At 49.1% G+C, this 24,296-nt stretch carries 23 protein-coding genes, 1 tRNA gene and 1 pseudogene; 10 read left to right on the top strand and 15 right to left on the bottom strand.

What is annotated here, in order from left to right; translation table 11 throughout:
- Positions 1-309: 309 nt before the first annotated feature.
- The gene (locus IQE94_RS00430) at positions 310-2,097 is read right to left on the bottom strand and encodes a GldG family protein (RefSeq protein WP_223342468.1); all 1,788 of its coding nucleotides are present in this window, start codon (positions 2,095-2,097) and stop codon (positions 310-312) included.
- A 173-nt stretch (positions 2,098-2,270) separates the two neighbouring features.
- Here IQE94_RS00430 and plsY point away from each other — a divergent pair, with 173 nt between their 5' ends.
- Positions 2,271-2,939, top strand: coding sequence for a glycerol-3-phosphate 1-O-acyltransferase PlsY (gene plsY, locus IQE94_RS00425; RefSeq protein WP_212721548.1), 669 nt, complete (start codon positions 2,271-2,273; stop codon positions 2,937-2,939).
- Between the two features lie 51 nt (positions 2,940-2,990).
- On the opposite strand, the gene IQE94_RS00420 is transcribed toward plsY, so the two are convergent.
- The 5 genes and pseudogenes from IQE94_RS00420 to IQE94_RS00400 all read right to left on the bottom strand — a co-directional run bounded on the left by IQE94_RS00420 (position 2,991) and on the right by IQE94_RS00400 (position 9,410).
- A complete protein-coding gene (locus tag IQE94_RS00420) occupies positions 2,991-3,863 on the bottom strand; it encodes a lysophospholipid acyltransferase family protein (protein WP_212721545.1) in 873 nt (290 codons plus the stop codon).
- Positions 3,864-3,870: 7 nt separating this feature from the next.
- A complete protein-coding gene (gene ftsY, locus IQE94_RS00415; protein ID WP_212721543.1) occupies positions 3,871-5,394 on the bottom strand; it encodes a signal recognition particle-docking protein FtsY in 1,524 nt (507 codons plus the stop codon).
- A 196-nt stretch (positions 5,395-5,590) separates the two neighbouring features.
- The gene (locus IQE94_RS00410) at positions 5,591-6,022 is read right to left on the bottom strand and encodes a cupin domain-containing protein (protein ID WP_212721541.1); all 432 of its coding nucleotides are present in this window, start codon (positions 6,020-6,022) and stop codon (positions 5,591-5,593) included.
- Positions 6,023-6,147: 125 nt separating this feature from the next.
- Positions 6,148-7,302, bottom strand: a complete 1,155-nt coding sequence (locus IQE94_RS00405) for a class I SAM-dependent RNA methyltransferase (RefSeq protein WP_212721538.1) — start codon at positions 7,300-7,302, stop codon at positions 6,148-6,150.
- Between the two features lie 82 nt (positions 7,303-7,384).
- Positions 7,385-9,410, bottom strand: a pseudogene (locus tag IQE94_RS00400) (GspE/PulE family protein).
- Positions 9,411-9,630: 220 nt separating this feature from the next.
- On the opposite strand from IQE94_RS00400, the gene grpE reads away from it, so the two are divergent.
- From grpE to IQE94_RS00385, 3 genes are all read left to right on the top strand, one after another.
- Positions 9,631-10,374, top strand: coding sequence for a nucleotide exchange factor GrpE (grpE, locus tag IQE94_RS00395; protein WP_212721534.1), 744 nt, complete (start codon positions 9,631-9,633; stop codon positions 10,372-10,374).
- Positions 10,375-10,625: 251 nt separating this feature from the next.
- Positions 10,626-12,704, top strand: a complete 2,079-nt coding sequence (gene dnaK, locus IQE94_RS00390) for a molecular chaperone DnaK (protein WP_212721531.1) — start codon at positions 10,626-10,628, stop codon at positions 12,702-12,704.
- A gap of 48 nt (positions 12,705-12,752) precedes the next feature.
- A complete protein-coding gene (locus IQE94_RS00385; protein WP_212721528.1) occupies positions 12,753-13,787 on the top strand; it encodes an AI-2E family transporter in 1,035 nt (344 codons plus the stop codon).
- A 23-nt stretch (positions 13,788-13,810) separates the two neighbouring features.
- Here IQE94_RS00385 and IQE94_RS00380 read toward each other — a convergent pair whose 3' ends face one another.
- The 3 genes from IQE94_RS00380 to IQE94_RS00370 all read right to left on the bottom strand — a co-directional run bounded on the left by IQE94_RS00380 (position 13,811) and on the right by IQE94_RS00370 (position 16,389).
- Positions 13,811-14,482, bottom strand: a complete 672-nt coding sequence (locus IQE94_RS00380; protein WP_212721525.1) for a hypothetical protein — start codon at positions 14,480-14,482, stop codon at positions 13,811-13,813.
- Positions 14,483-14,904: 422 nt separating this feature from the next.
- Positions 14,905-16,002, bottom strand: coding sequence for a patatin-like phospholipase family protein (locus IQE94_RS00375; RefSeq protein ID WP_223342467.1), 1,098 nt, complete (start codon positions 16,000-16,002; stop codon positions 14,905-14,907).
- 81 nt (positions 16,003-16,083) lie between these two features.
- Positions 16,084-16,389 carry a hypothetical protein gene (locus IQE94_RS00370; protein ID WP_212721521.1) on the bottom strand — a complete coding sequence of 102 codons (306 nt, stop codon included), beginning with the start codon at positions 16,387-16,389 and terminating at the stop codon, positions 16,084-16,086.
- Between the two features lie 26 nt (positions 16,390-16,415).
- On the opposite strand from IQE94_RS00370, the gene IQE94_RS00365 reads away from it, so the two are divergent.
- Positions 16,416-16,488: transfer RNA gene (locus IQE94_RS00365), tRNA-Ala, on the top strand.
- 61 nt (positions 16,489-16,549) lie between these two features.
- On the opposite strand, the gene IQE94_RS00360 is transcribed toward IQE94_RS00365, so the two are convergent.
- On the bottom strand, positions 16,550-16,873 hold the full coding sequence (locus IQE94_RS00360; RefSeq protein ID WP_194018135.1) for a phasin family protein: 324 nt from the start codon (positions 16,871-16,873) through the stop codon (positions 16,550-16,552).
- Between the two features lie 180 nt (positions 16,874-17,053).
- Here IQE94_RS00360 and IQE94_RS00355 point away from each other — a divergent pair, with 180 nt between their 5' ends.
- The 4 genes from IQE94_RS00355 to IQE94_RS00340 all read left to right on the top strand — a co-directional run bounded on the left by IQE94_RS00355 (position 17,054) and on the right by IQE94_RS00340 (position 20,120).
- Positions 17,054-17,479, top strand: coding sequence for a hypothetical protein (locus IQE94_RS00355; protein ID WP_212721519.1), 426 nt, complete (start codon positions 17,054-17,056; stop codon positions 17,477-17,479).
- 47 nt (positions 17,480-17,526) lie between these two features.
- Entirely contained in the window at positions 17,527-18,714 is a 1,188-nt protein-coding gene (locus IQE94_RS00350) for an AI-2E family transporter (protein WP_212721517.1), read from the top strand.
- A gap of 154 nt (positions 18,715-18,868) precedes the next feature.
- Positions 18,869-19,135: a transcriptional coactivator PipX gene (pipX, locus tag IQE94_RS00345; protein WP_212721515.1), complete on the top strand. Its 267-nt coding sequence runs from the start codon at positions 18,869-18,871 to the stop codon at positions 19,133-19,135.
- A 157-nt stretch (positions 19,136-19,292) separates the two neighbouring features.
- Entirely contained in the window at positions 19,293-20,120 is an 828-nt protein-coding gene (locus tag IQE94_RS00340; protein WP_212721512.1) for an amino acid ABC transporter substrate-binding protein, read from the top strand.
- A 147-nt stretch (positions 20,121-20,267) separates the two neighbouring features.
- Here IQE94_RS00340 and chlG read toward each other — a convergent pair whose 3' ends face one another.
- The 5 genes from chlG to IQE94_RS00315 form a co-directional block, all read right to left on the bottom strand.
- Complete coding sequence (gene chlG, locus IQE94_RS00335; RefSeq protein ID WP_212721510.1) at positions 20,268-21,242, bottom strand: chlorophyll synthase ChlG; 975 nt, start codon at positions 21,240-21,242, stop codon at positions 20,268-20,270.
- Between the two features lie 109 nt (positions 21,243-21,351).
- Entirely contained in the window at positions 21,352-21,942 is a 591-nt protein-coding gene (locus IQE94_RS00330) for an aminodeoxychorismate/anthranilate synthase component II (protein WP_212721508.1), read from the bottom strand.
- A gap of 41 nt (positions 21,943-21,983) precedes the next feature.
- Positions 21,984-22,514 (bottom strand): diacylglycerol kinase, encoded by a 531-nt coding sequence (locus IQE94_RS00325; protein WP_212721507.1) that lies wholly within the window; start codon positions 22,512-22,514, stop codon positions 21,984-21,986.
- A gap of 65 nt (positions 22,515-22,579) precedes the next feature.
- A complete protein-coding gene (gene ybeY, locus IQE94_RS00320) occupies positions 22,580-23,119 on the bottom strand; it encodes an rRNA maturation RNase YbeY (RefSeq protein WP_212721504.1) in 540 nt (179 codons plus the stop codon).
- Between the two features lie 4 nt (positions 23,120-23,123).
- Positions 23,124-23,312 (bottom strand): DUF3285 domain-containing protein, encoded by a 189-nt coding sequence (locus tag IQE94_RS00315; RefSeq protein WP_212721492.1) that lies wholly within the window; start codon positions 23,310-23,312, stop codon positions 23,124-23,126.
- 381 nt (positions 23,313-23,693) lie between these two features.
- Between IQE94_RS00315 and ilvN the strand changes: the two genes are divergently transcribed.
- The gene (gene ilvN, locus IQE94_RS00310) at positions 23,694-24,212 is read left to right on the top strand and encodes an acetolactate synthase small subunit (RefSeq protein ID WP_014407139.1); all 519 of its coding nucleotides are present in this window, start codon (positions 23,694-23,696) and stop codon (positions 24,210-24,212) included.
- The last annotated feature ends 84 nt before the right edge of the window (positions 24,213-24,296 follow it).

Here is a 24,296-nt window from a genome sequence, read left to right as displayed (position 1 = left end):
TTTTGACAAAATACTTGGTCTGACAAGGCTATTATTCTCTTCTTAAGCTTGTTAATAAACAATAGAAACTCTTCGATAGCTAAGGATTATAAATCATCGTCAGCCAGGGCTTTAACAAATTAAAGTAGCACAATGGCTGAATTTTTTATCTCATATTATTGAGTATATTTTTCCACCCCCTTTCTTTATCCCACCATGGATGTTTTTGTCTGTCTTGGTGAGACTTATATTTTCCCTATTTTGATTTGTTTTACCGTTCTTTTATCAGAAAAGGGAAGATAGAATAGAGGAAAAGAGCGCTAGTTACAGTCACCTTTGTCGCCACCAGGTAAACACTGCCAGCCCTAGGCCGATTAGGGGGAAAACGACCCAGGTCAACCACCCTAAAACCGTAGCCCGCCGCACCCCCAAATTAATACGGCGATCGGTGGGGTCTTTGGCCCGCAAACCAAGGGGTTGGTCGACGTTTTCCGCTAACCACTGCACACTGTTGAGAAAAATATCGCCGTTGACAGCTTCGTTAAACCACGCATTGGAGGCAAAGGCGGCACTACCCACCACCACCATCTTGGCAGGGGGAAGCTCTGGGTCGCCATTTTGTTGGGCTGTTTGGGTCTGATCATTGCCACTATCTTCGTTTTCGCCGGTCGGTGATTCCTCCCGATCGCCAGCTTGATTGCCGTCATTTTCTGGCATTGCCTCTGGTTGATTGGTGCCATTGGCGGTGGGACTAGGACTGGGGGAAACTGGGGGACTAGGGGAGGGGTTAATTTCTTCGGGTTCAGTATTATTGTCTGTCTCCATTTCCTTGGCTGAACTGGCTTCTTTCCCTTCCCTGGTCAAAGCTACTGCCACATCAAAGGGTCCTAACAAGTCTGTTTCCGGGTTTGGTTGCAGGTCTTCACTAATTAGTTGGGTGGCATACATTAAATCCGATGCTTCCACTAGGGTGGTGGCTTGGATCTGGGGTTTTTCCTCCGTGGCTACGGGGCGTACCAGGGGAAAGATGGCGATCGCCCCTTGGAGTTTTGCAGTGATGGGATGGTTGCCGTAGCGATTAAAAATGGGCACGGTGGGGTCAAGGCCAAACACACTGCCAGCTCCAGAGAGGTCAATTACCAATCTGGGGTCAAAACTAACACCCCAGGGCTCAAGGACGTCTTCTAGGCCGACATTGGCTTCCGGGGAGATCATCACCAACAGGTTACCCCCTTGATCGGTGTACTGCTGTAGAGCGGCAATTTCCGGCGGTAAAAACTTACGAGTTGGCCCAACAATAACCACGGCATCAGCGTCGACTGGAATGCCCCCGTCGGTAACTACATTGAGAGGCTGGACTGCCACACCAAGATTTTCCAGGGCTGTCACTGCGGCGGAAACGCCCCCTGGTTCGTTATTGAGGGGCAATTCCCCATGGCCCTGGACGAAGTAAATTTGTGGTGTTTCTTGCCGCTGGGCTTTGGCAATGGCGTTGGTGAGTTGAATTTCTGAGAGGGCTTCCCGTTGTTGAAAGCTTAGTAGGTTTTGTACTAATTGCTTTTTATTGGCATACTCAATAAATACATCCCCCTTATTTTGTACATTAAAGTCCTGCACTAACTTGGGACGGCGATCGGGGTGAACAAATTCAAAACTAAATTGATCGCTAAAACGTTGATAATTTTGCAGGAGCTTACGATCCTGTTCACTGGGGGCATCATCGAAAATCCAGACTTTCAGAGGTTGTTCTAGCTCTGCCACTAGGCTTTGGCTTTGGGGAGCAAGGGTAAACCGTTGATTTTCAGTCAAATCCCAGGCGAAGGGATAGCGAAAGGCGATGTAGTTAATGAGGGTTAAAATCACCAGCACCGCTAGGGTGGAAGCAATGACGTTGGCGCTGGATTGGGTCGATCGCCGTCCGAGAAAACCTTGGGACCGTTGCCAGAGCCAGGTCCACCAGAAGAGAAAAAAAATCACCGCTATCCCCATCAAACCTAGATATAACTTACTCATCACCCCCGTTACCCCCAGGGCAATGCCCCCCGCCAAACCAAAGGCGATCGCCGGTAAAAAGGCATATTTCCCGTAAGTCCGAAATAGAGCAGTAAGCCGAGCCATAGTTTATGTGATGCGGAATCCTCCGTATCGTATCTTACCGAAATGGGCAGCCGATACATGGGGTCAGAGTTCCGGCCAGCTTAACCAAAACTTTTAAACTGGGTGACATTGGGCACGGATCAGCAAATAATTGGTGTTAGCTTTGCTGATGCTGATTACCTTTCGCCGCCGCCATGACCACCGCCCTTTTGCTCTGCTTGTGTTTGTTTCTGATTACCTATTTGATGGGGTCCATCCCCACCGGCTACCTAGCGGGAAAATTGTTATTAGGCATTGATATCCGGGAGCATGGTTCCAAATCCACCGGGGCCACAAATGTGTTTCGCACCCTTGGGAAACCAGCGGCGATCGCCGTTTTAGCCATTGATATTAGTAAGGGAGTGATGGCGGTGGCCTTGGTGCGGGCCATTTACAAGCGCGACTGGCTACCGGCCTTGCCAGCGGATTGGCAAAATTGGCTAACGTTGGGGGTGGCCATTGCGGTGGTGCTAGGGCACAGCAAATCTATTTTTCTCAGGTTTTCCGGTGGGAAATCCGTTGCCACCAGCCTAGGGGTGCTATTCATGCTCAATATTTGGTTAGCCCTGGGCACTTTGGCCACCTTTTTGGCCGTAATTTTCTTTAGCCGCATTGTTTCTCTCAGTTCCATTGTGGCGGCGATCGCCGTTAATGGTATTGCACTAGCTCTCCAATTACCCCTGCCCTATCTTGCCTTTACCCTGCTGGCCGGGATGTATGTGATCGTTCGTCACCGCAACAATATTGAAAGAATACTACAAGGTACAGAGCCAAAATTAGGAGAAAAAGTTTCCTCTGTACCGGAGAAAAAAGGGGTTGCCTAGCCATTGGGCATGGTTAGATTTTCCCACTTGGTGCGATCGGGTTAATTTGATTCACCAAGGCAAAATTTTGGCGGTTTCAGCCAGGCTATCCAATTCCTCTTGCATCTGAGTTTTTACCAGTTGATAACAATGTTCCACATAATCCTTATCTTTGGCGGCGTCGTTGCCGTAACGCTCAAAGTAGATCGGTGGACAAATACGGGTGTGCATAGTTAACGGTAGGGGCACATGGGGTAGAGGGCCCAACGCTAGACCCCAGGGTAAACCCAAATAGATGGGAAAAACCACCGGATCAACATCCAATAACCAAGGCATGCCAAGGCTGTGGAGATATTTAACCTGGTCATAGCAATCTCCCATAACTAACAGAGTTTCGTGGGAGCCAACGGCTATCGCCGGCACAATGGGTATCCGCTGTCTCAGAGCCAATTTGATGAAACCTTTGCGACCGGCAAAATAAATTTGGTGGCGTTGGTTAAAAGGACGAAACACATCCTGGGCTCCACCGGGATAAACCAGCACGCTGGCACCAGATTGCAGAGCGGCGATCGCCATTTTGGGGTGAGCTTGGACAGCCCCCACTTTAACGGCCAATTCCGCCATTGGACGGCTCATTTTCCAAACGGTGGGATGCATCAAACCGTACACGGGGCGGTGCAAACCCTGATGACGAAACCAGTCGTAAATCATCATCACCATGTCTGGCGAAGAAAGGCCGCCATTATGGGACCCCACGAGCAAAACCTGTTCCGGCGGTAAATTTTCCCAGCCACTGGTCTGCACTCGGAAATAGTATTTATAAAACCACTCCCAAAAAGGCATTAATTGTTTGATGGTTTCCGGATCCCGTCCCCCCAAAGACCAACCATCCAGGGCAGGATTAGACTCAAAAAACGGCGATCGATCATTGGTCGCTCTTAGCACAAAAATATTAACCGTTTAGTAGGGCTTCAACAAATTCATAGCTGGAAAAGGGGCGCAAATCCTCAATGCCTTCCCCTGCTCCAATAAAACGAATGGGCAGATTCAACTGCTGGGCCACCGCCAGGGCCACTCCTCCCTTAGCGCTGCCATCTAACTTGGTCAGCACCACGCCGCTCAATTTAGCGGCCTCAGCAAATACTTCCGCCTGGCGTAAACCGTTTTGCCCCAGGGTGGCATCCAGTACCAATAGGGATTCTACGGTGGCATTGGGGGCTTTTTTGTCGATAATGCGACGAATTTTAGCCAGCTCGTCCATTAAATTTTTCTTATTTTGCAATCTCCCCGCCGTATCCACCAACAGTAGATTAACGTTACGAGACTGGGCCGCACTAATGCCGTCATAGACCACCGCCGCCGGGTCAGTGTTTTGCCCAGGGTTAGCAATGACCGGGACGCCACTCCTTTCTCCCCACACTTTCACCTGTTCCACCGCTGCCGCCCGAAAAGTGTCCGCCGCTGCAATGACACATTCATAGCCCGATTGTTTAGCCATAAAAGCTAGCTTGCCAATCGTGGTGGTTTTGCCAGCTCCGTTAACCCCCGTTAATAACCAGACATTCAATCCTTCCGCTTCCGGGGCAAATTCAGGACTGGGTAGGGATAATAAAGGGCGATCGAGGATGGAACGCAAAATTTCCTTGAGAAATTCAATGGCCTGTTCCGGCGGCAACGCTTCCTCCCGCAACTTGTCCTGGAGGGTGGTAATGATGTAGTCGGTGGCTTCAATGCCCACATCGGCCTGGAGCAATATGGCTTCAATTTCCTCCACCGCCGCTTCGTTGAGGGGTCCCTGGCCCACAATGGACTTAAGCTGATTGACCAAGTTAACCCTGGTTTTGCTCAGGCCCTGGCGCAGTTTCTTCAGCCAATCTATTTCTTCTGCGGACACGTCCGCCGCCGATCGCCCCTGGGCCGCCAAAACTTTCGCTGACCAGATGAAGTCATCATCAATGGCCATGGATTCAGCGGTGAGAGTGCCCGCCACCGTGGCCTCTTCCACCGCCGTTTCTTTTAATGCCTCCAGGCGATCGGATTTTTGTAACCAAGCGGGGCCCGTTGCTTCTTTCACCGGAGCAGTGGGGCTATCTTCCGCCGTCACTGTTGCCGATGGTTGGCCAGATGCCAAGGGAATAACATCAGCTTCCGCTTCATTCGTTTCTGTTTTCTCCTCCACCGTTGTCTCTGTAGGGGAGTCCGGCGGGGCAACGGTTTCTGCTTTGCGGGCTTGAATATTTTGGTATGCCGCCTTGGCCCATTGGAGATAATCGTCCGGGTTGGCAGTGGTGGGATTTGGTTCCTCCGGGGCGGTAGTAGCTAATTCCACCTTTTGGGCATCTTCCTCACTGGGGGATTCCGCTTCTGCTTGCATTACCTCCGGTGCCAATTCAGGACTAACCTCCGCCCCTTCCGGGGGAGCAGACTCGGGGACAGTATTATCTTTACCAAACTGACGACGGAACCAATTAAACATACATTTCCGAAAAATACGAAGCTGGCCAAAAGCCAAAATTCTAGGCGATCGCCCTGGGAAAGAAACCCCATGGTTGCTAGATGACCACTGTGCCTAGTTTATCGGTTTTTCTTACTCTGGGGAGATGGGGTTTGAAAACCGGGGTAATTTTTCCATTTAACCCTTGGAAATGGGTACTTCAGTTTTCTTGAGGAGTTTAATTATTCTGCTCTTTCACCGTTATGGGTAAATCCTTTGCTCCCGCATAGAACACCAGAATCTTGACAGGGCCGTCACCAACGTTGCGGCCATTGTGTACTGTATTGACCACCTCAGCAATGGCTTCCCCCGTTTTAATTAACTTTTTTTGACCATCCAGGAGGGTAACTTCCAATTCTCCTTCCATAAGCACCCCAAAGGAGGGTACCGGATGGGAATGCCAACCAGTTTCGGCCCCGGGGGCAATTTCGATGATCATGCCGGTGATTTCCGCCTGTCCTTCCGGATAAGCCAGGGGTTGACCATCCCAACTAGTTTCGGTTTTGAGGATGGTGTCGACTTTAATAGTTTCCGCTGGCTCAAAAGCAAAAACCCGGGGCTGACAAACAATGACTGTGGCCAGGGCAAACAAGCTGGGGATAAACTTCATGGCGGTAAAGGTCCGATTCTACTGGTCTTAACTAATTTTGCGCCATGGGCCACAATTCACGACCAAATTTTTCCATTGGCTATGTTTTTTGCCAGAAAGTTTTGGCGATCGCCTTGCCAGGAAAATCAATAAAGCTCATACTTCAGCAGAGTGCAGGGTAGACCACCATTATTAATAGGAAAACGGGCGGAGGTTCTCAACCCAATGCGTTTTGTCAAAGCCTTGTCACCACTCAAAACGAAGGCCGTCCAGCCCTTAAATCTTTGCTTGAGCACATCCCCTATTTGTTGATAAAAATCTCCCAAAGCTTCTGCTTGGCCAATGCGCTTGCCGTAGGGAGGATTGCAAATTAGCACCCCTTCGGGGGCCGGTGGTTCAATGTCGGCAAAATTGAGTTGTTGCCAATGGATCTTTCCCCCTAGCTGACATTGTTGGGCATTGCTTTGAGCCTCCTGAATTACCTCCCGATCGCCATCACTGCCCCACAGGGGGGCCTGGAGTGTATCTTTTTCCCCGGCTTTAGCTTCCTCAAGGAGGTATTGCCAGAGGTCTTGGTCAAAATCGGGCCATTGCTGGAAACAAAAACCAGGCTGGAATTTGCCAGGAGCAATGTTTAAACTTTGCAGCCCTGCTTCCAACAGAAATGTGCCAGAGCCACAGAGGGGATCATAGAGGGGGTGTTCCGGGTTCCATTCTGCGATGGTTAGCAAAGCAGAAGCCAGGGTTTCCTTGAGGGGAGCTTGCCCCATGGCTGGACGATAACCCCGACGGTGCAAACTGAAGCCGGTGCTGTCGAGGCTAAGTTGGCAATGGTTTTGGTGAATGTGGGCATTGATAACAATATCTGGCTGCTCCAGGTCAACACTAGAGCGGCGTTGATGGCGATCGCGCTGTTGATCGACAATGGCATTTTTCACCTGGAGGGCGGTGAAGTGGCTATGGTTAAGCTGGGGATTTTTCCCAGTGCAGTTAATTTGTATGGTCTGGTCTAGGCTGAGATATTCATCCCAATCTATTTTGTTGATACTACGGTATAGATCCTGGGCGTTAAAGGCTTTGACCGTGGCCATGGGCATCAGCACCCGGTAGATTAACCGAGACCAGAGGTTAATGCGATACAGCAAAGCTCTATCACCCATGAATGCCACCCCAGCAAATTCCGGCTTTACCTGTTCTGCCCCCAATTGACTCAATTCCTGGGCGGCGATCTCCTCTAGCCCCCGGGCCACGGTGGCAAAATAGGGCCGAGTTGTTGCGGAAAGGGCACTAAGATCTAGCATAGCAAATGGTAAAGGATGGGAGGGACTGCTCATCTCCACAGTCAACGAACTAAACGAAGTCCCCGCTCCCCTGAACTGCCATTTAGCTAAAACGGGGAGTCATGCAATAGGGACAATCAAGCCATTCCTGTTGCAGTTCCGCCGCACAGACACGACAGGTTAAGGCACTCTTGCGCTTAGCCCGCATTTCCGACTCTAGTCCGGTATCGGTGAAGGTGACCCGTTCCACTTCTTCTAAGGTGGTGTAGCCTTCCTGCACCAAATTAAGACTATAGGCCAATAGGGTAATCATGCCCTCTTCCACTGCACAGTCTTTAATGCGATCAGTGGTGGCCCCTTGGTTAATCAACTCAGCAATACGCTCAGAATTACGCATCACCTCATAGACCCCCACCCGGCCCTTATAACCACTACCACTGCATTTTTGGCATAAACTGCCTTGTTGCCGCGCCAAATGAATCTCATCGGGACTAAGGGTATTGGCTTTATAAAAAGTAACCACTTCATCCCCGGAAGCAGACAGCCCAAAGCGAGATAATTCTTCCTTAGTGGGATGGTAAGCAATCCGACATTCCGTACAAACCTTCCGCATTAGCCGTTGGGCCAGCACCCCCAGCAACGACCCAGAAACCATAAACGGTTCCACTCCCATTTCATCTAACCTGGCGATCGCCCCCGCCGCATCATTGGTGTGGAGAGTAGTTAGAACCTAGAACCAAGTGTCCAGTCAGAGCCGCCTCAATGGCGGTTTTTGCCGTCTCCTTATCCCTGGTTTCCCCCACCAGAATCACATCGGGATCCTGGCGCATAAAGGCCCGCAGAATATTGGAAAAATCCATACCCTTTTCCCGAATCACCTGCACCTGGGTAATGCCCGGTAGAGCATACTCAATCGGATCTTCCGCCGTGTTGATATTCACCTCATGACTATTGCGTTCCGCCAGTACAGAGTACAGAGTGGTGGATTTCCCCGATCCGGTAGGCCCCGTCACCAACATCAAGCCATAGGGCCGGGCGGCCAGCTCCCGCACCGTTTGTAGGGTTTCAGGGTTAGTAATCAGGAAATCCAAACCCAGTTGGGTAGCGGAGTTGTCCAAAATCCGCAAACAAACCTTTTCTCCATAGCGACTTGGTAGGGTGTTAACCCGGAAATCCACTTTCCTACCCTGGTAAATACGGCGAATTTTGCCATCCTGGGGCGATCGCCTTTCGGCAATGTCCATGTCCGCCATAATTTTGAAACGGGCCACCACTGCGGGGGTAATCTTCCGGGGCAGAGGATCAAAAGCCTGGTTTAAAACCCCATCCTTACGGAAACGAATTCTCAGAGTTTCTTCCTGGGGCTCAACGTGAATATCGGAAGTGCCCTCCTGTAAAGCCTTAGCCAAAATTTTATTAACTAGGTTAATGACCGGAGCTTGGTTGGCGTCGTTAGAATCCAGCGCATTATCAACGTCATCCTTATCCTCGGACAAATTCATGTCGATGGAGCCGACAATATCCGTCAAATCATTTAGTTTATCAAGGGCCCTTTCGTGATCTTTTTTCTCCTGGGCCGCCTCCCACTCATCCCGGATGGAATAATACTGGTCTAGGAGTTGGTTAAAATCATCCTGGGTAACCACCAAACGGCGTAACTCAAAACCCTTGACCCGCAAAATCCGGTTCAGCTCATCCTGGGCGGCCAAGTTATCGGGATCTACCATGGCCACCAACACACTGGGAGGATCCCCATCCTGCTGGGCTAGGGGAAGAAACTTGAAGCGCCGACAGGTATCCAAAGGGAAAAATCGGCCGATCAACTCCGCCATCTGCTGGGTGGCAACTGGAGCAACCTCCGGATCGACACTGTCCACGCCATAGAGTACTTTGAGCTCAAATAACTGATTTTTTTTGTACTGTCTTAGTAGTTCTGGAGACAATTCCCGACCAGTGACCGCCTTAAGCTCTTCGGGCAAAGATCGTCCAGTTTTCTTAACCTGAACCAGGGCCTGTCGCAACTGTTCCGCATCCACATGGCCCCCCGCCACCAATTTATTACCGAAGGGGGAAAAATAATTCCGTAGGGCAACGGCACGGCTTTTCTTGGAAGAGGAGGAAGATGTCATAGCAAGACCTACCCAGATTCGTATAATGTAAACTATTCCCTAGCCAATGGTGACCATCGGTGATTATTACCAATCATAATCCCCTGGTCTAGTCAAATGGCTGCACTAACTCACCTGAATTGAAATAACATCGTCACAACTCCACTAATTTGTAATTCGGAGTTTTTTTCAGGTCGAGTTACGCTTAGATAAAGTGTACAACTAGGTTTCGCCTTATACGATGAACGAAGATCAAGTTTCCCTCGAAAATCAAACCAACCCCGTCTCCCCAGAGGCTGGTGATATTCCCACCGCTCCTCCGGAGGAAACTCCTCAACCTACTGATGCCGTGTTAGAGGGACAGTCCGGGGAACAGTCGGAGAGCCCAGAAATCGATGTGGAAGCTGGGCCAGCAGGGGATGAGGTCGAGGAAGAAAAAAGTAGTGAAGAAATAATTGCCATCCTGCAAAAGGATCTGGCTAGCCATCGTCAGGAATTGGCTGAGCAGTCGGAGCAACTAGACTCCGTCAAAAAACGCTATGTGGCCCTCGCTGCCGAGTTTGATAATTTTCGCAAGCGCACCCAACGGGAAAAAGAAGAGCAAGCAAAAATTATTAAGGGGAGAACTATCACAGAACTTTTGCCAGTGGTGGACAATTTTGAGCGGGCTCGCACTCAGATTAAGCCGAACTCCGACGGGGAAAATTTGATCCACAAAAGTTATCAAGGGGTCTACAAAAATCTGGTGGACAGCCTGAAAAGTTTAGGGGTAGCTCCCATGCGTCCTGAGGGAAAATCCTTTGATCCCAAATACCATGAGGCGATGCTCCGAGAACCCACCGCTGAATATCCTGAGGATACGGTGATTGAAGAATTAGTGCGGGGTTATCTTTTAGACGACATCGTACTGCGTCACTCCATGGTTAAAGTGGCAGTGGCTCCGGAAGAGGGGGTAGAGTCCGGGGAAGAAGACACTAACTCCTAGGGCTTATTGGTCTGGGGGCAGTGGTTTACCATGGTCATTTTTCAGGGATTTTGGTCTTTGGGCAAGATCTGGAGACCTGTCTGTTCCCCCCGATCGCCTCAGCATTAGAGAATTGGCAGAACGGAATGTGAACATAAAATTGGTTCTAAGGATGACCAAGTGGGGCGGAATGGTCTAAATTTGCATCAAAAGACTTAAATTTTCCTAGAAAATACTTAGAAGTCAACAATTGTTTTTCGGGGTCAGCAGTTATGGGCAAAGTCATTGGCATTGATTTGGGAACCACCAACAGTTGTGCTTCTGTGTTGGAAGGGGGTAAACCCATTGTGATTACCAATACGGAGGGGGGCCGTACCACGCCAAGCATTGTTGGCTTTAGCAAAGGTTCCCAAAGATTGGTGGGGCAATTGGCTAAGCGTCAATCGGTGACCAATGCGGAAAACACAGTGTATAGCATTAAGCGATTCATTGGGCGGCGTTGGGACGACACAGTGGAGGAACGCTCTCGAGTGCCCTATAACTGCGTCAAGGGGCGGGACGATACTGTTAGTGTGTCCATCCGGGGCCAGTCCTATACTCCCCAGGAAATTTCCGCCATGATTTTGCAAAAACTAAAGGCGGACTCCGAAGCGTTTCTGGGGGAGCCGGTTACCCAGGCGGTCATTACGGTGCCAGCCTATTTCACCGATGCCCAGCGCCAAGCTACGAAGGATGCGGGGACGATCGCCGGCTTGGAAGTAATGCGGATTATCAATGAACCGACGGCGGCGGCCTTGGCCTATGGACTAGATAAGCAGGAAACGGAAGAGTTAATTTTGGTGTTTGACTTAGGGGGGGGGACGTTTGATGTTTCCCTACTGCAGTTGGGAAATGGGGTCTTTGAAGTGCTGTCCACCTCCGGTAATAATCACCTGGGGGGGGATGATTTTGATAATTGTGTTGTCCAGTGGATGGCGGAATCCTTTAAGCAAAAGGAAAATATTGACCTGAGCACTGACAAAATGGCAATTCAACGGCTGCGGGAGGCGGCGGAGAAGGCCAAAATTGAGCTCTCTAGCATGCTGAATACGACCATTAACCTGCCTTTTATCACAGCGGATGAGACGGGGCCCAAACATTTGGAGATGGAACTTGCCCGGAGTCAGTTTGAGGAGTTGACTAAGCAATTACTGGAGGATACTAGGGTTCCCCTCACCCAGGCGTTGGACGATGGTGAGATCAAAGCCAGTAACGTCAACCGGGTAATTCTGGTGGGAGGTTCCACCCGTATTCCGGCCATTCAACGGGTTATCCAGGAGTTTTTTCCCGATAGCCAGTTGGAGCGTTCCGTTAACCCCGATGAGGCGGTGGCTTTAGGAGCAGCTATTCAGGCGGGGGTAATTGGGGGCGAAGTGGAAGATGTTTTGCTGTTGGATGTGACGCCCTTATCCTTAGGTTTGGAAACTTTGGGCGAGGTGACAACGAAAATCATTGAACGCAATACCACGATCCCCACTAGTCGATCAGAAGTTTTTTCCACGGCGATCGATGGGCAAACGTCGGTGGAAATCCATGTGATCCAAGGGGAAAGGGCCATGGCCAGGGACAACAAAAGCTTGGGTAAATTTTTACTGGCGGGGATTCCTCCCGCTCCCCGGGGAATGCCTCAAATTGAGGTCAGTTTTGAAATTGATGTTAATGGTATTCTCAAGGTTTCTGCCCAGGACCAGGGCACAGGCAAGGAGCAGAGTATTGTCATTAGCCATACCGGTGGCTTGAGCGGTGGAGAAATTGAAAAGATGCGCCAGGAGGCGGAACAGTATGCCGCCCAGGATCAACTGCGTCTGCGGATGATGGAACTACAGAACCAAGCGGATAGCCTTTTCCACACCTACGAGACTACACTCCAGGAAAATGGCGAACTGGTGCGGGAAGAACTCAAATCTTCCAGTAAGCAGAAGAAGGACCAATTGGCGATCGCCCTACGAACCCCCAATACGTCAGTGGAGAAATTGCAGACCTTGGTGGAGGAATTCCGACAGATTATTTTGCTGATTGGTACGGAAGTATATCAACAGGGCAAGGGGGTTGGTAGTAACGAATTTGCCAATTTTGTTCAGGGAACCAGCAGTGGCGCGAGCCAAATGATTGAACCGCTGGAAACCAACTTGAATGCGGTTCCAACTTCCCCTGCCATCACCATGACCCCGGGCACCATGATCAATGGCACCATCAATCCCGGTGGTATGGATTATGTGGAAACTGCTCCAGTATACGGTTTAGATGACGAGGAGGAGTTTGACTTTGACTCGGACGAAACTATTTACAGTGACTATGAAGCGATCGATTAGTCTAGGTTAATTACCATCGCTGAGATTGTTTAGCTATCTTATTTTTTGATGAATTGGCCCAGTATGCCCCCTGGCGATCGCCGTTGGTTGTGGATTGGTCTAACGTTGCCCCTCTGCCTGCTCAACGGTTGGGTGCTACTGCAGATATTGGATTATTTTCAGTCCCCCCTGAGAATTTTCATTATTGCCAACCTGGTCGCTTTCATCCTCGGTTATCCGGTGCGTTGGCTGCAGCGATATCCCCGCCTGAAGTTGCCCTACGCAGTGATATTGGTGTTGCTCACTACTGCGATTATTTTGGCAGTGATTGGTCTGTTGATAATTCCCAAACTAGTAGATCAAATTCGTACTGTTTTACAGCTTTTACCCCATCTTAATACCCTGGGCGATCGCCACCTAGAAAACCTAGATAATTTAAGCAGTCAATGGGAAATTCCCACTAATTTTCGTGCTTGGGGACGGGAACTGTCCAGCGAGTTTCCTAACCAAATTCGCTCCATTACTAACCAATTAGTAAATTTATTGATTTGGACTGCAGGTAGCTTAGTGGAAGCGGGCTTTATTTTTATTATGACCGTCTATTTGTTACTGCGGGGACAGACATTTTGGGATGGTATGTTTCGTTGGTTACCTATTGATTGGCGCCATAAGGTAAGGCAAAGATTACGCCACAGTTTTCAAAATTATTACATTGGCCAAGCCACCGTGGCAGCCCTACTGGGGGTAAGTTTAATTATCGCTTTGAGCATTTTTCAAGTGCCCCTGGCCCTGCTGTTTGGTATGTTTGTGGGCTTTATGGCCTTTTTTCCTTTTGGTGGAGGCACTAGCATTGTTTTAATCAGTATTATTGCCAGTTTTCAGAGTATTTGGTTGGGCATTAAAGTCCTGGCGATCGCCACTGTGGTGGACCAGGTGGTGGAAAATGGCCTAGCCCCGAGATTACTGGGTCGTGTCACTGGGGTGCATCCCGTCTGGATTTTACTTTCTTTGATGATTGGAGCCAAGGTGGCTGGATTATTGGGCATTTTAGTGGCGATCCCCATTGCTAGTTTTGTACGGGATATGCTCAATGATTTTATTTAATTCCATAACCTGAAATGAAAAAATTAACGCTGGGGATTAACTTCCAACTGCACAGTGCCATCTTCTATCTGTAAGCCTTGTAAATTTAACTCCTCCAGATTTACTTGCAGTAACTGGTTTAACTTCTCCGGTGGAATGTTTAACCGTTGGGCCACATCCCCGACGCTAAAGCTCAATTCACCAATTTTAATGCGGGAATTTTTGGTCATTATCAATTGCCCAGCTTCTAGTTGAGGTGCCCCTTCTATGCCGACATAAAAGGGCTGATTTTGACTGGGTAACAATGGTAAAACCTGATCGACAATGCGTTGTTGCCCTGGGGATAGTTGGGCATTGGTCAGTATTTGGGGGTCCAACACCGTGCCTACTTCTAAGGATTCCCCCCTAATTTGGGTTTGGAGTCGGGGTACAGATTCCATCTTCAGTTGACGACCCACTTCCCCTTGTAAAACCTGTCCCAATTCTTTTTCCGTTAAGGTGACCCTAACTGGTTCCTGGCGATCGCCATTATTTTCTTGGGCCACTTCCCGACGAATCTTCTCCTGGAGAAAATTTGCCGGGGTCGCAATGGATGGCGTAGATGTTTCCGCCTCAAACCAAGTTGGGATTTGGGTTGCCCTGCGCCAAAAATAGTAGCCCAGCCCCGCTCCGGCGATCGCCAATAGCACGAGGAGAATAAAAATTTTTTTCAGCATTGTCAACAGTTACAGGTTAGTTTGCCTTGAATTAAACCCATAATCATAACAAGGTTGACATCAAGTCATAAATATCTCCCTTAGAGCCTGTTTGGAAAGTTGAGTTTTGGCTGTCTAATTCCCCCTAGCCCCCCTTGGGAAGGAGGGAAATGTCACAAAATCCCCCCTTTTTAAGCCGGAGCTTTAGTGAGGAGATTTAGGGGGATAAATACCTAGCTTTGTACTTTTCAAACACTTTCTTAAGGTGCTTCGATAGAAAATAAAGGAATATCTCCTAGTAATACCAAGGGTTTTTTAGACTGATCAGAGGATTGGAGCGATTAAGAATATGGGCTAGTTCATGGGCAGGGATTAAAGCGACAGGAAATACAATGATTAGTCTTAATGCTCCTTAAACAAAAGATCTTATTTTTTGCTCATCATCAATGAATATTCATTTGTTGAAGTCTCGTCTGGATAAATTTCTTTCCCTGTTTTTCTCCATCAGCAATTAGCCGATTAATGTTTTCTGGGCAACGATCTAATTTATTTTCATAGTTCAATTTTTTTGCCAATTCTGGTGACATTTCAATAACTGGTATATGATAGGGTTGATCGGGATCTTCATGAAAAGATTTAGGTATTTTCAACGGCTCTTTGATGCCAGCTTCCAGTAAAAACTCTTCTTTAAATGCTCCTTTCAAAAATAGATAGTTGAGAAATTCGATTTGATCTAAGCTTTGAAATAAAGAAACATTTCCTTCTAACTCATTGCGACGATCAGCAATGTCATCGGCATCAGTGGGAATTTTATCGGCCTGGGTTGGATTAATTTTAATCACCCAAATTTCCTGGGGAATATTCTCAATACCGACAAAATCTTGCCTGTATAAAGAACGAATCGGAGGATTATCGGAAAATAATCCATCCCAGTAAGCTTTTTTTTCACCCCCTTCTTCAATAACAACGGTGGGAAAAATATTTGGAACACAGGCTGAAGCAAGGAGGTGCTCTATTCTTATGACTTCCTGGCGAGAATTGAACTTATCTAATTTTCCTGTCAGAATATTGCAAGCTCCAATTAGAAGTACCGGTGGCTCTATTTGCTTACCCCACGTTTCTAGTTCTGAAAAATCAACATGAGCTTGTAACAACTCTTCTAAATTGGTAAAGCGACTCCGTAATCCTTGGGTGGCTGAAGCTAACCAAGTTTGGGCTAGGGGAGAGTAGGGAGTAACACTATACTGAGGAAATATACCTTTGCTGGTCAATTCCAGAGATTTAATGACAAAATTATTAAAAAATCTTTCTTGATAAGTTTGGGCGCTGTTATCCAGCCAAAAATCAAGCAATCTTTTCCAGACAGGATTTTCTCCTTTTTTGAGGGCATACCAAATTAGTAGGGCACAAATAGCGCCTCCGGAAGTACCACTCAAACTCACAATGTCGAAGTGATCTTGCATGTTGTTCTCGAACAGAGCCTTTATCACACCGGCAGTGAAAGCAGTTTGGCTGCCCCCACCCTGACAGGCGATCGCCACTTTGGGTTTCATGGGTTTGGCTTCGATTAATTTGCTGAAAGTTTATTCAACTGTGCCAGGAGATTTTTATAAAACTTTTTCCTAATCATTGACCAAGTTAGCCCACCAGCGACCCTGACTGGCTAACTGCCAAATTTGTAGCACCCCTTTGATTACAGACCAACGCTTTAGCAAAAGATTGTACTGCTGCCGTAACTGTCGGTTTTTTTGGGCCAGATTGCTCAACAGGGCAGGGGCCGGAGCAAAAAGGTTATGGCAACAGCTTTCCCAATGGTCTAGGCGCTTGGTGAGCCGCTGTAACTGTCGATAGACAAAATAAAGCCTAATTGCGAGGAAGATATTGCCCAGGGCTAGGCCAAAGTTAAAACAGATAACGAACAGCAACATCGAGTGTTAAAATGGGGGGTCAGTTCGGGGAATTAGCTCAGTTGGTAGAGCGCTGCGATCGCACCGCAGAGGTCAGGGATTCGAGTTCCCTATTCTCCATAAACTCTACCGTGCCATGGTTTTGCCGCTGTCCAGCCGGGCAGATAGTTCCCGCCCAGGGTTAACGCCAACGTTGATTTTCCAAGTCACGGATTTGTCGCTCCAGACGATCAATCCTTCCCCGCAACTCGTCCATTTCCGACTGACGGGGTAGTCCCAAATCCTGGAGCATATTGCGCAGTTGTCTTTCTAAGTTTGCTTCAATTTGTCCCTGTTCGCTTTTGATTTGGCCCATCAAGTCGTCCACAAAAGCGGTGGCCTGGTCGGCGTTAATTTTGCCTTCCTTCACCCATTGGTCACTCACATCGCTGAGTTTTTCCGCCACTAGGGTGGTAGTGCCCACACCGATCATCAAGAGTTGTTTTAGCCAGTCGTTTGTATCCATGGAGGGTTACGGGGTTGAACAAAGTTGAAAATTTGTCGAGAGCTGAGCTGAAGAATGGCGACCCAATTTCTCCTTGCCCTTCTCGTCAACCATAGCAAAAACCACCTTAAACGTTTTAAGTTTGCAGTTCTGGGTTGCCAGCGGTCTACGGGCACACCCTCCCTGGGCTGTTGCTATATAATGGGCGGCACGGTCTTATGGGCGATCGCCGCTGAAATATTTATTTTTGAGAGTATGAATTTGATTACTTGGTTAGCTGATTTTTCCCGGGGCCAGTGCGTTGGCATTTGCGCCGCCCTGGTACCGTCAATTTTACTCTGCGCCACCATTTGCGCCGTTCTAATTGCCCTAGACCGACCCCGCTGGTCAGTTAATACTACCTACTTTGCCACCCTAGCCGCCTGTGGCGTAATGGTGCTCCACGTTGCTTCTTGGTTCAGTATTGGGGTCATTACCCCAGTCACCTTTATTTTGTTGGGGCTTTCCCTGTCCTGTGGGGGCTCAGCTACCCTTTTCTGGCGATGCTCTCCCCAATGGCAAGAATTTTGTCACTCCAGATTGAGGGAAATAATCAAAGCTAAATGGCCCCAGACCTTAAAGATTTGACACTCCTACGACCCACTGGGTCGAGGCTCTCTGCGAGATCGCCAACTATGACAGAACCAGCCAACAATCATCCCAGTCCCCCGCCGCAAAATTGGCTGTTCAAATGGTGGAATTCCCTCAACCCCATCACCCGCCTCTTGGTGTTGGTGCTGGGAGCGCCCCTGATGGTGCTCAATGCCAGGGCCCTATCCTCCATTTTTGGCTATTTTGAATCCCTTTTTGTCATCAGCCTAATTGCCTCCGTCATCGCCTTTTTACTCAATTACCCAGTGGCGTGGCTAGAAAAACAGGGGGCAAAACGCTTTGTGGCAGCCAGTTTTGTCTTCCTCACTGCCCTAATCATTTTCACTGCCCTGGGGGTAACCCTCATTCCCCTGGCCCTGTCCCAGGCCCAACAACTGGTGGCCCGCCTACCGGATTGGCTCGATTCGGGGCAAAAACAATTGGTATTGTTGGATCAAAAAGCAGAAATTCTTGGATGGCCGGTTAACTTTGACGGTCTCATTCCCCAAATTAATAGCCGCCTAGCCGCTGAGTTACAAAATCTGGCTGGTAGCACTCTCAACTTAGCCCTGAGCCTGACTGTCTTCACCGTGGTGCGTTTGCTGGACGTGCTATTGACGATAATTTTGACCTTTTATTTGCTCCTCCACACTGACGACGTTTGGCAAAGCATCATTGGTTGGTTGCCGAAGCGTTTCCAAAAACCTTTTTCCGATACCCTGCGCCGTAGTTTCCAAAACTATTTTCTCGGTCAATTGGTCTCCGCCACTTGCATGGCCCTGGGACTGATTTCTGGCTTTTTATTGCTCAAAGTTCCTTTTGGCTTACTATTTGGCCTCACGGTGGGGGTGATGGCCCTGATTCCCTTTGGTGGCTCCGTTGGCATTGTGTTGGTCACTTTTTTGGTGGCCCTGCGGGACATTGGCATGGCATTGCAACTGCTGGCGGTGGCCTTGGTAATTCAGCAAATTGTGGAAAATGGCATTGCCCCTAGGGTATTGGGGAGTGTGACGGGGCTAAATCCCTTTTGGGTTCTGATTTCCCTGTTAACCGGAGCCAGAATCGGTGGTCTGCTAGGGGTGATAGTTGCCGTGCCTTCGGCGGTGATGATTAAAGAGGCCCTAGGGGCAATCCGCAGTATGAAGCCTTTGGTGCCAGCGTCAGACCCCAATCAAGATCCTTTGTATTTTAAGGGACAGGAGGAAGTGCGTCCTTTACCCCCCCGCCCCTGAATGTGGAGGTTTGCCTGGTATCAAAAACTACAGCAAATTTGAAATTGATTGAGCCTAAGGGCTTAAGGAGAGACAGGACGGGGTAAGATTACTCTCTAGCCAGTGACAGCCATCTCGGTTGGCAATTTGTCCTTGCCCTAACTCCCCGATCTCAATGAGTAACGAAATTTACCTTAACCATCCGACCTTCGGGCTTTTGTATCAGATCTGTTTTTTGGATGATAATCAGGAAATTTTTACTACCCTTTATGCCCAAAGGTTATTTTTTTTGGTGAAAACTACGCCGAACAATACCCAGTTCGAACCGATTACCAGGGCGGACGCCAAACTGCTAATTGAAAATCGTCTGAGATTTTTACGCCGGGCGGGGGATTTTAAAGCCTATGAAGTATTGGCAAAGTTGCATAAAAACACTTTTTAAAACTGACTTCTCCGCCTACATTGTCTGGGATTATGCTCTGCTAAAACATTTTTTCAATCCCCTAGGGCATTTTTTCTGGGCCCAAGCAAACTAATTGCGCTACCCTGAGCCTGGATAAACCCTTGGTGAAGTAAAACAAATTTAAGGATTGAAATTTATGTTGCTCAAAAGTGCTGTTACTTGGTTAGCTTTGACCTTTACCACTGGCCTAGCGGTGATCGCCCCGGTGCAGGCGGAAACGGTGTTGGAGAGGGTGGCCCGCACAGGGGAATTACGGGCTGGAACCCGCATCGATGCGGTGCCGTTTGGTTTTCAACTGGCCAATGGGGACATAGAGGGTTATGGAGTTGATTTAATTGCCTTAATTGGTCTGAAGTTAGCGGCAGAGACAGGCAAGACCATCACCGTTGATTTAGATACAGTTACCCTCCAGGATCGTTTTCAGGCGATCGCCAGTGGGGAATTAGATATAGTTTGCGAAGCCACCACCATTACCCAAGACCGCTTGGAGTTGGTGGATTTTTCAGCGCCATTTTTTATTTCTGGGGCCAAGTTTTTAATGAAACAGCCCAGTGTGAATGGTTTTAATATCAATGGCACCCTGGAGGGGATTCCCATTGCCTACATTGAAAACACCACCACCTTCGACATTATTCCCCAGATTTATCCCCTAGCCCAGTGGGTAGCTGTGAAAGACCGTGAGGAAGGCATTGCCCAATTGGATAAGGGGCAGGTAACCGCCGTTGTCAGTGACGGCATTTTATTGGTGGGGGAACTGCTGAAACAGGGTAAAGACCCCGCTGATTACGCTTTGGGGCCCTATCAACCCATTACCACGGAACTCTATGCTTGCATTCTGCCCCAGGGAGACCGGGACTGGAAAAGGTTTGTGGACGAGGTGATTTCCAGCACGGAAAACCATGACCTACTGCAGGAATGGTTCAACATTGACCAAACCAATGTGGTGCGGGTTGATCCCCTTTAGGTTTTAGGAAGGCGATCTCCAGGGGATAATTTACCAATCATTTCCCCCATTGAATAGAAAAACCAAGCCCGGTCTACTTTTTTGCTAGCTTCCTGGGCTTGGAATTGCACGCTTTTTGAGCGTGATTTAATCTTTGAGTTAGAGAGTTCAAATCCCTGCATGGCCCAGGGCTAGGCCAGTGGCTAACATACCAAAAACTAGGAATGGCTGGGCACTGGCTTGGTATTTGACATCATTTTCCAGGGGATTACGGAGAAAATACATATCCTGGAAAGTTATCTGGGGAATGAGCAATAGCAACACAATGGTGGCGTAAAGCTGTTGGTGAACGTAAATCAGGTATCCCGCAATGCCCGCTTGGAAAACGTCGATCATGATCACACAGATCCAGGCCGCCGTCCCGATGCCAAACATCACCGGCAAGGACTTTAGCCCCAATTGGCGATCGCCTTCCACACTTTTGAAATCGTTAACCACCGCAATGCCCAAACCAGCCAAGCTATAAATTAGGGTCAAGACCATAATGGTGGAGTTGAGGGTGCCAAACAGAGCATGGCCGGCCCACCACGGTAGGGCAATGTAGCTAGCCCCCAGGGCATAGTTTCCCAACCAACCGTTTTGTTTGAGCTTCAACGGCGGCGCGGAGTAAATATAGGCAATAAATGCTCCCCCCAGGGTCAGTACCGTCATGATGGGAAAATCATGCTGAGCCCAGACATCCAAGCCGTAGGCAACACCAATGCCCGCCACCAACAGGATTAAAATTTGCGCCACCACCTGGGGCACAGAAATGGCCCCGGAAGGAATGGGTCGGTATGGTTCATTGATGGCGTCGATGTCCCGGTCGTAAAAATCATTGAGGGTTTGGGTGTAGCCGGTCATTAACGGGCCTGATAGCAACATACAGGTGAGGGCTTTGAGAAAATCCTCCACTGACCAGATGTAGCCCCCCGACGAAGCGGCCCCACAGACCACCCCCCAGATCAGGGGAATCCAAGTGATGGGCTTCATCAACTGGAGCCGAATTTTCCAAATGGAACTTTCCCCTGGGGCGGCCCCTTTCATGCCCAGTAACTGCCGAGCCTTGGCTTGATTTTGGCCGGTATTTTGTGTGTCAGACATAAATGACTCAAAGGTTGACTAGCGTACCCAAAAACACTGACCCAGCCTATCACCCTTGGGGCTAGGAATGCCACGGAATGGCGGGGGTGCCTCTAAAGCGGAGATTTTTTTAGCCCAGACTCTGGAGAAAGTTTTCCAACATTTGTTTACCTTCCTTGGTCAGAATGCTTTCCGGGTGGAATTGCACGCTCTGCACATGGGGATAATCCCGATGTCGAAAAGCCATCACCATGCCATCGGCTAACCACGCCGTCACCTCCAAGCACTCCGGTAAGCTCTCCCGCTCAACAATCAAACTATGGTAACGGGTTGCTTGCACAGGACTGGTCAGTCCAGCAAAAATGCCCTGTTGTTGATGATAAATCTGGGAAGTTTTGCCGTGCATCAATTCTGGGGCGGCCACCACCTTACCCCCAAATACTTGCCCAATGCTCTGGTGCCCCAGGCAAACTCCTAAAATTGGCGTGGAGACGCTCAGCTTTTCGATTAATTGGAGGGAAATACCTGCATCGTCGGGACGGCCAGGGCCGGGGGAAATGACAATGGCATCGGGCTGGAGGGATTTAACTTCTTCGAGGCTAATTTGATCGTTGCGATACACCCGTAGATCTTCGGCCACGGCATACTTCTGCCCCAATTCGCCTAAATACTGAACGAGGTTGTAGGTAAAACTGTCGTAGTTATCTATAACCAGAATCAACTGGAATGCTCCTTTGCGGTCAAATGTGGATGGGGATTAGATTAGACCATCAAGGATAGCAGTGGTGGTAATAATAAACAGCCCCCCACTATCACTGCGGCGATCGCCGCTAATAATACTGCTCCGGCCGCACAATCCTTGGCAATTTTAGCTAGCTCATGGTAAGACTGCCCCACCGTCAAATCCACCACCGATTCTAAGGCTGTGTTTAACAACTCCAAAATCATTACTAGGCAGGAAGTCAGGGCCAGTACCGCCACGGCGATCGGGGCTAATTGCAACAGAAAGCTAGCTGTGATTACCACTGTGCCTGTGAAAGTGTGAATACGAAAATTCCGTTGGGTGGCAAAGGCATAACTAACGCCGGCCCAAGCGTAACGAAAACTTACCAACAGATTAGGGGCTACCTGCCAGGCATTTTTTCTCAACGGCTTTTTAGCAGCGGGCTTGGGGGCAGGCACCACCAATGCCAAGGGAGGAGGAGGGGACTGGGTCTGCTTAGCCTTGCCGGATAAACCCTGATCAGCAAAAACCGCCGAGGATGGGGAAGACATGGGATATACCGATTTCATTGGCTACGACTCCGAGCAGTGTAGTCGACAGGACAATTCTCCTATGTAACCTGGGTTACAAGTTTCTAGACGAATAGGGGAGGATGCTGGCCGATTAAGTTTAACAAATGGGATTGCTGGGACAACATGGTGGTGAGGGAGGCTTCGTCGGGGTGATCCCAACCGAGGAGATGGAGTAGGCCGTGGGCTGTTAACCACACGACTTCTAATTTGGTACTATGGCCCCGTTCCCTGGCTTGATGGTCAGCCCGTTCTAGGGAAATTACTATATCACCCAAATAAAGGGGTTCCTCCATTTCTTCAGATTCTGTTAAGGGGAAATCCACTTCCAGGGCCGCAAAAGCTAACACATCGGTGGGCTTATCCTGGTGACGAAATTGCCGATTTAACTGTTGGATACGGCGATCACCAGTGAATAGTAAGGTGAGTTCGTAGCTGGGGGCGGGGGGCAAAGCCTCGGCCAGACAATCTAGCCAATGTTGACACCACCCTTGCCAGGGATTGGCCAATAAATCTTCTACCCACGGGCCAGCCATGGCAGAACCAGTTAGATCAGTTTGTAGGCTTAGTTCCACCGCAATCTGGTTGAGGGAGGTAGGGGCCATGGCCTTAGCGAGTTAGGTAGGAAATCCCCACCAGCACTCCGAGGAGGGCACTGGCGGACAGAAAGAAATGGGTCAGGGATTTGCCCTTTTTACGCACCATATTACGCATGGCCAACTTAACGTAGGTTGGTGATGGTTCCGCCGGGGACGGATTAGTAAGTTCTGGTGCTTCCGAGGTGGGTAAATCACTCATGGTGGATAAATATCGAAGGATTGGCTAAGCCAAATTAGGTGAGGTGGGTAGTTTGAAGTAAGCCTATTTGTTGGAGTTTTCGGTCAACTCAAGGGCTGTTACGGTGGTAGAGCCTAGCCACATACCTTTGTCGGTGACCACAATTAGGCCGGAATTTGGTCCCAGAGGCAAAGAAATTAAAACTAAGGTTCAACGGACTACATGCCCAGCCAACCTAACTCTAGTGAGGAATTTTGCAAAATGCAAGGTTGTCCGGCGGTCGTGGTAGGATAAAAGGCTGGATTTATCGACAAATTTCACTAACTTTGCACGACTGGGCCTTGACCCAGACCGGTGGAATTTTCCCCCAATGGCCACCGGCGATTGCCTTATTTGCCCCCCATGAAACACACCCTCTCTGTTTTAGTTGAAGATGAAGCTGGAGTTCTAACCCGCATTGCCGGACTATTTGCCCGTCGTGGTTTTAACATTGAGAGCTTGGCAGTGGGATCGGCGGAACAGGGGGACGTTTCCCGCATCACCATGGTGGTGCCAGGGGATGAGAACACCATCGAACAACTAACCAAGCAACTTTACAAGTTGGTTAATGTAATCAAAGTGCAGGACATCACCGAAACCCCCTGTGTGGAACGGGAATTGATGTTAGTCAAGGTGAGTGCCAATGCCCCCAATCGAGCGGAGGTAATTGAACTGGCCCAGGTATTCCGGGCCCGCATTGTGGATATTTCTGAAGACACTGTCACCATCGAAGTGGTGGGTGACCCAGGTAAAATGGTGGCAATCCTCCAGATGTTGGCCAAGTTCGGCATTAAAGAGGTGGCTCGAACGGGCAAAATTGCGTTGGTGCGGGAGTCCGGCGTCAACACGGAATATCTGAAATCCCTGGAATCCAAGTTTTAGGGCCTATCCTCCCTTGGTTGACCGTTTAGTGTTAACTGGCATCAATCACTTTATCCCCAGGGTTGTCCTGAGCTCTTTGCCCAG

Source organism: Synechocystis sp. PCC 7339, from assembly GCF_019924095.1.
In the GTDB taxonomy this organism is placed as follows: domain Bacteria; phylum Cyanobacteriota; class Cyanobacteriia; order Cyanobacteriales; family Microcystaceae; genus Synechocystis.
Note: the sequence above shows the minus strand (reverse complement) of the source record. Positions and strands in the feature narration are given on the sequence as shown.

Coding starts and splice junctions, on each gene's coding strand:
- IQE94_RS00370 (WP_212721521.1), bottom strand. CDS start 16,389: ATGTTGCTGTTCGTTATCTGTTTTAACTTTGGCCTAGCCCTGGGCAAT.
- plsY (WP_212721548.1), top strand. CDS start 2,271: ATGACCACCGCCCTTTTGCTCTGCTTGTGTTTGTTTCTGATTACCTAT.
- chlG (WP_212721510.1), bottom strand. CDS start 21,242: ATGTCTGACACACAAAATACCGGCCAAAATCAAGCCAAGGCTCGGCAG.
- dnaK (WP_212721531.1), top strand. CDS start 10,626: ATGGGCAAAGTCATTGGCATTGATTTGGGAACCACCAACAGTTGTGCT.
- IQE94_RS00410 (WP_212721541.1), bottom strand. CDS start 6,022: ATGAAGTTTATCCCCAGCTTGTTTGCCCTGGCCACAGTCATTGTTTGT.
- IQE94_RS00355 (WP_212721519.1), top strand. CDS start 17,054: ATGGGCGGCACGGTCTTATGGGCGATCGCCGCTGAAATATTTATTTTT.
- ybeY (WP_212721504.1), bottom strand. CDS start 23,119: ATGGCCCCTACCTCCCTCAACCAGATTGCGGTGGAACTAAGCCTACAA.
- IQE94_RS00380 (WP_212721525.1), bottom strand. CDS start 14,482: ATGCTGAAAAAAATTTTTATTCTCCTCGTGCTATTGGCGATCGCCGGA.
- IQE94_RS00360 (WP_194018135.1), bottom strand. CDS start 16,873: ATGGATACAAACGACTGGCTAAAACAACTCTTGATGATCGGTGTGGGC.
- IQE94_RS00350 (WP_212721517.1), top strand. CDS start 17,527: ATGACAGAACCAGCCAACAATCATCCCAGTCCCCCGCCGCAAAATTGG.
- IQE94_RS00385 (WP_212721528.1), top strand. CDS start 12,753: ATGAATTGGCCCAGTATGCCCCCTGGCGATCGCCGTTGGTTGTGGATT.
- ilvN (WP_014407139.1), top strand. CDS start 23,694: ATGAAACACACCCTCTCTGTTTTAGTTGAAGATGAAGCTGGAGTTCTA.
- IQE94_RS00430 (WP_223342468.1), bottom strand. CDS start 2,097: ATGGCTCGGCTTACTGCTCTATTTCGGACTTACGGGAAATATGCCTTT.
- grpE (WP_212721534.1), top strand. CDS start 9,631: ATGAACGAAGATCAAGTTTCCCTCGAAAATCAAACCAACCCCGTCTCC.
- IQE94_RS00405 (WP_212721538.1), bottom strand. CDS start 7,302: ATGCTAGATCTTAGTGCCCTTTCCGCAACAACTCGGCCCTATTTTGCC.
- IQE94_RS00325 (WP_212721507.1), bottom strand. CDS start 22,514: ATGAAATCGGTATATCCCATGTCTTCCCCATCCTCGGCGGTTTTTGCT.
- ftsY (WP_212721543.1), bottom strand. CDS start 5,394: ATGTTTAATTGGTTCCGTCGTCAGTTTGGTAAAGATAATACTGTCCCC.
- IQE94_RS00340 (WP_212721512.1), top strand. CDS start 19,293: ATGTTGCTCAAAAGTGCTGTTACTTGGTTAGCTTTGACCTTTACCACT.
- pipX (WP_212721515.1), top strand. CDS start 18,869: ATGAGTAACGAAATTTACCTTAACCATCCGACCTTCGGGCTTTTGTAT.
- IQE94_RS00315 (WP_212721492.1), bottom strand. CDS start 23,312: ATGAGTGATTTACCCACCTCGGAAGCACCAGAACTTACTAATCCGTCC.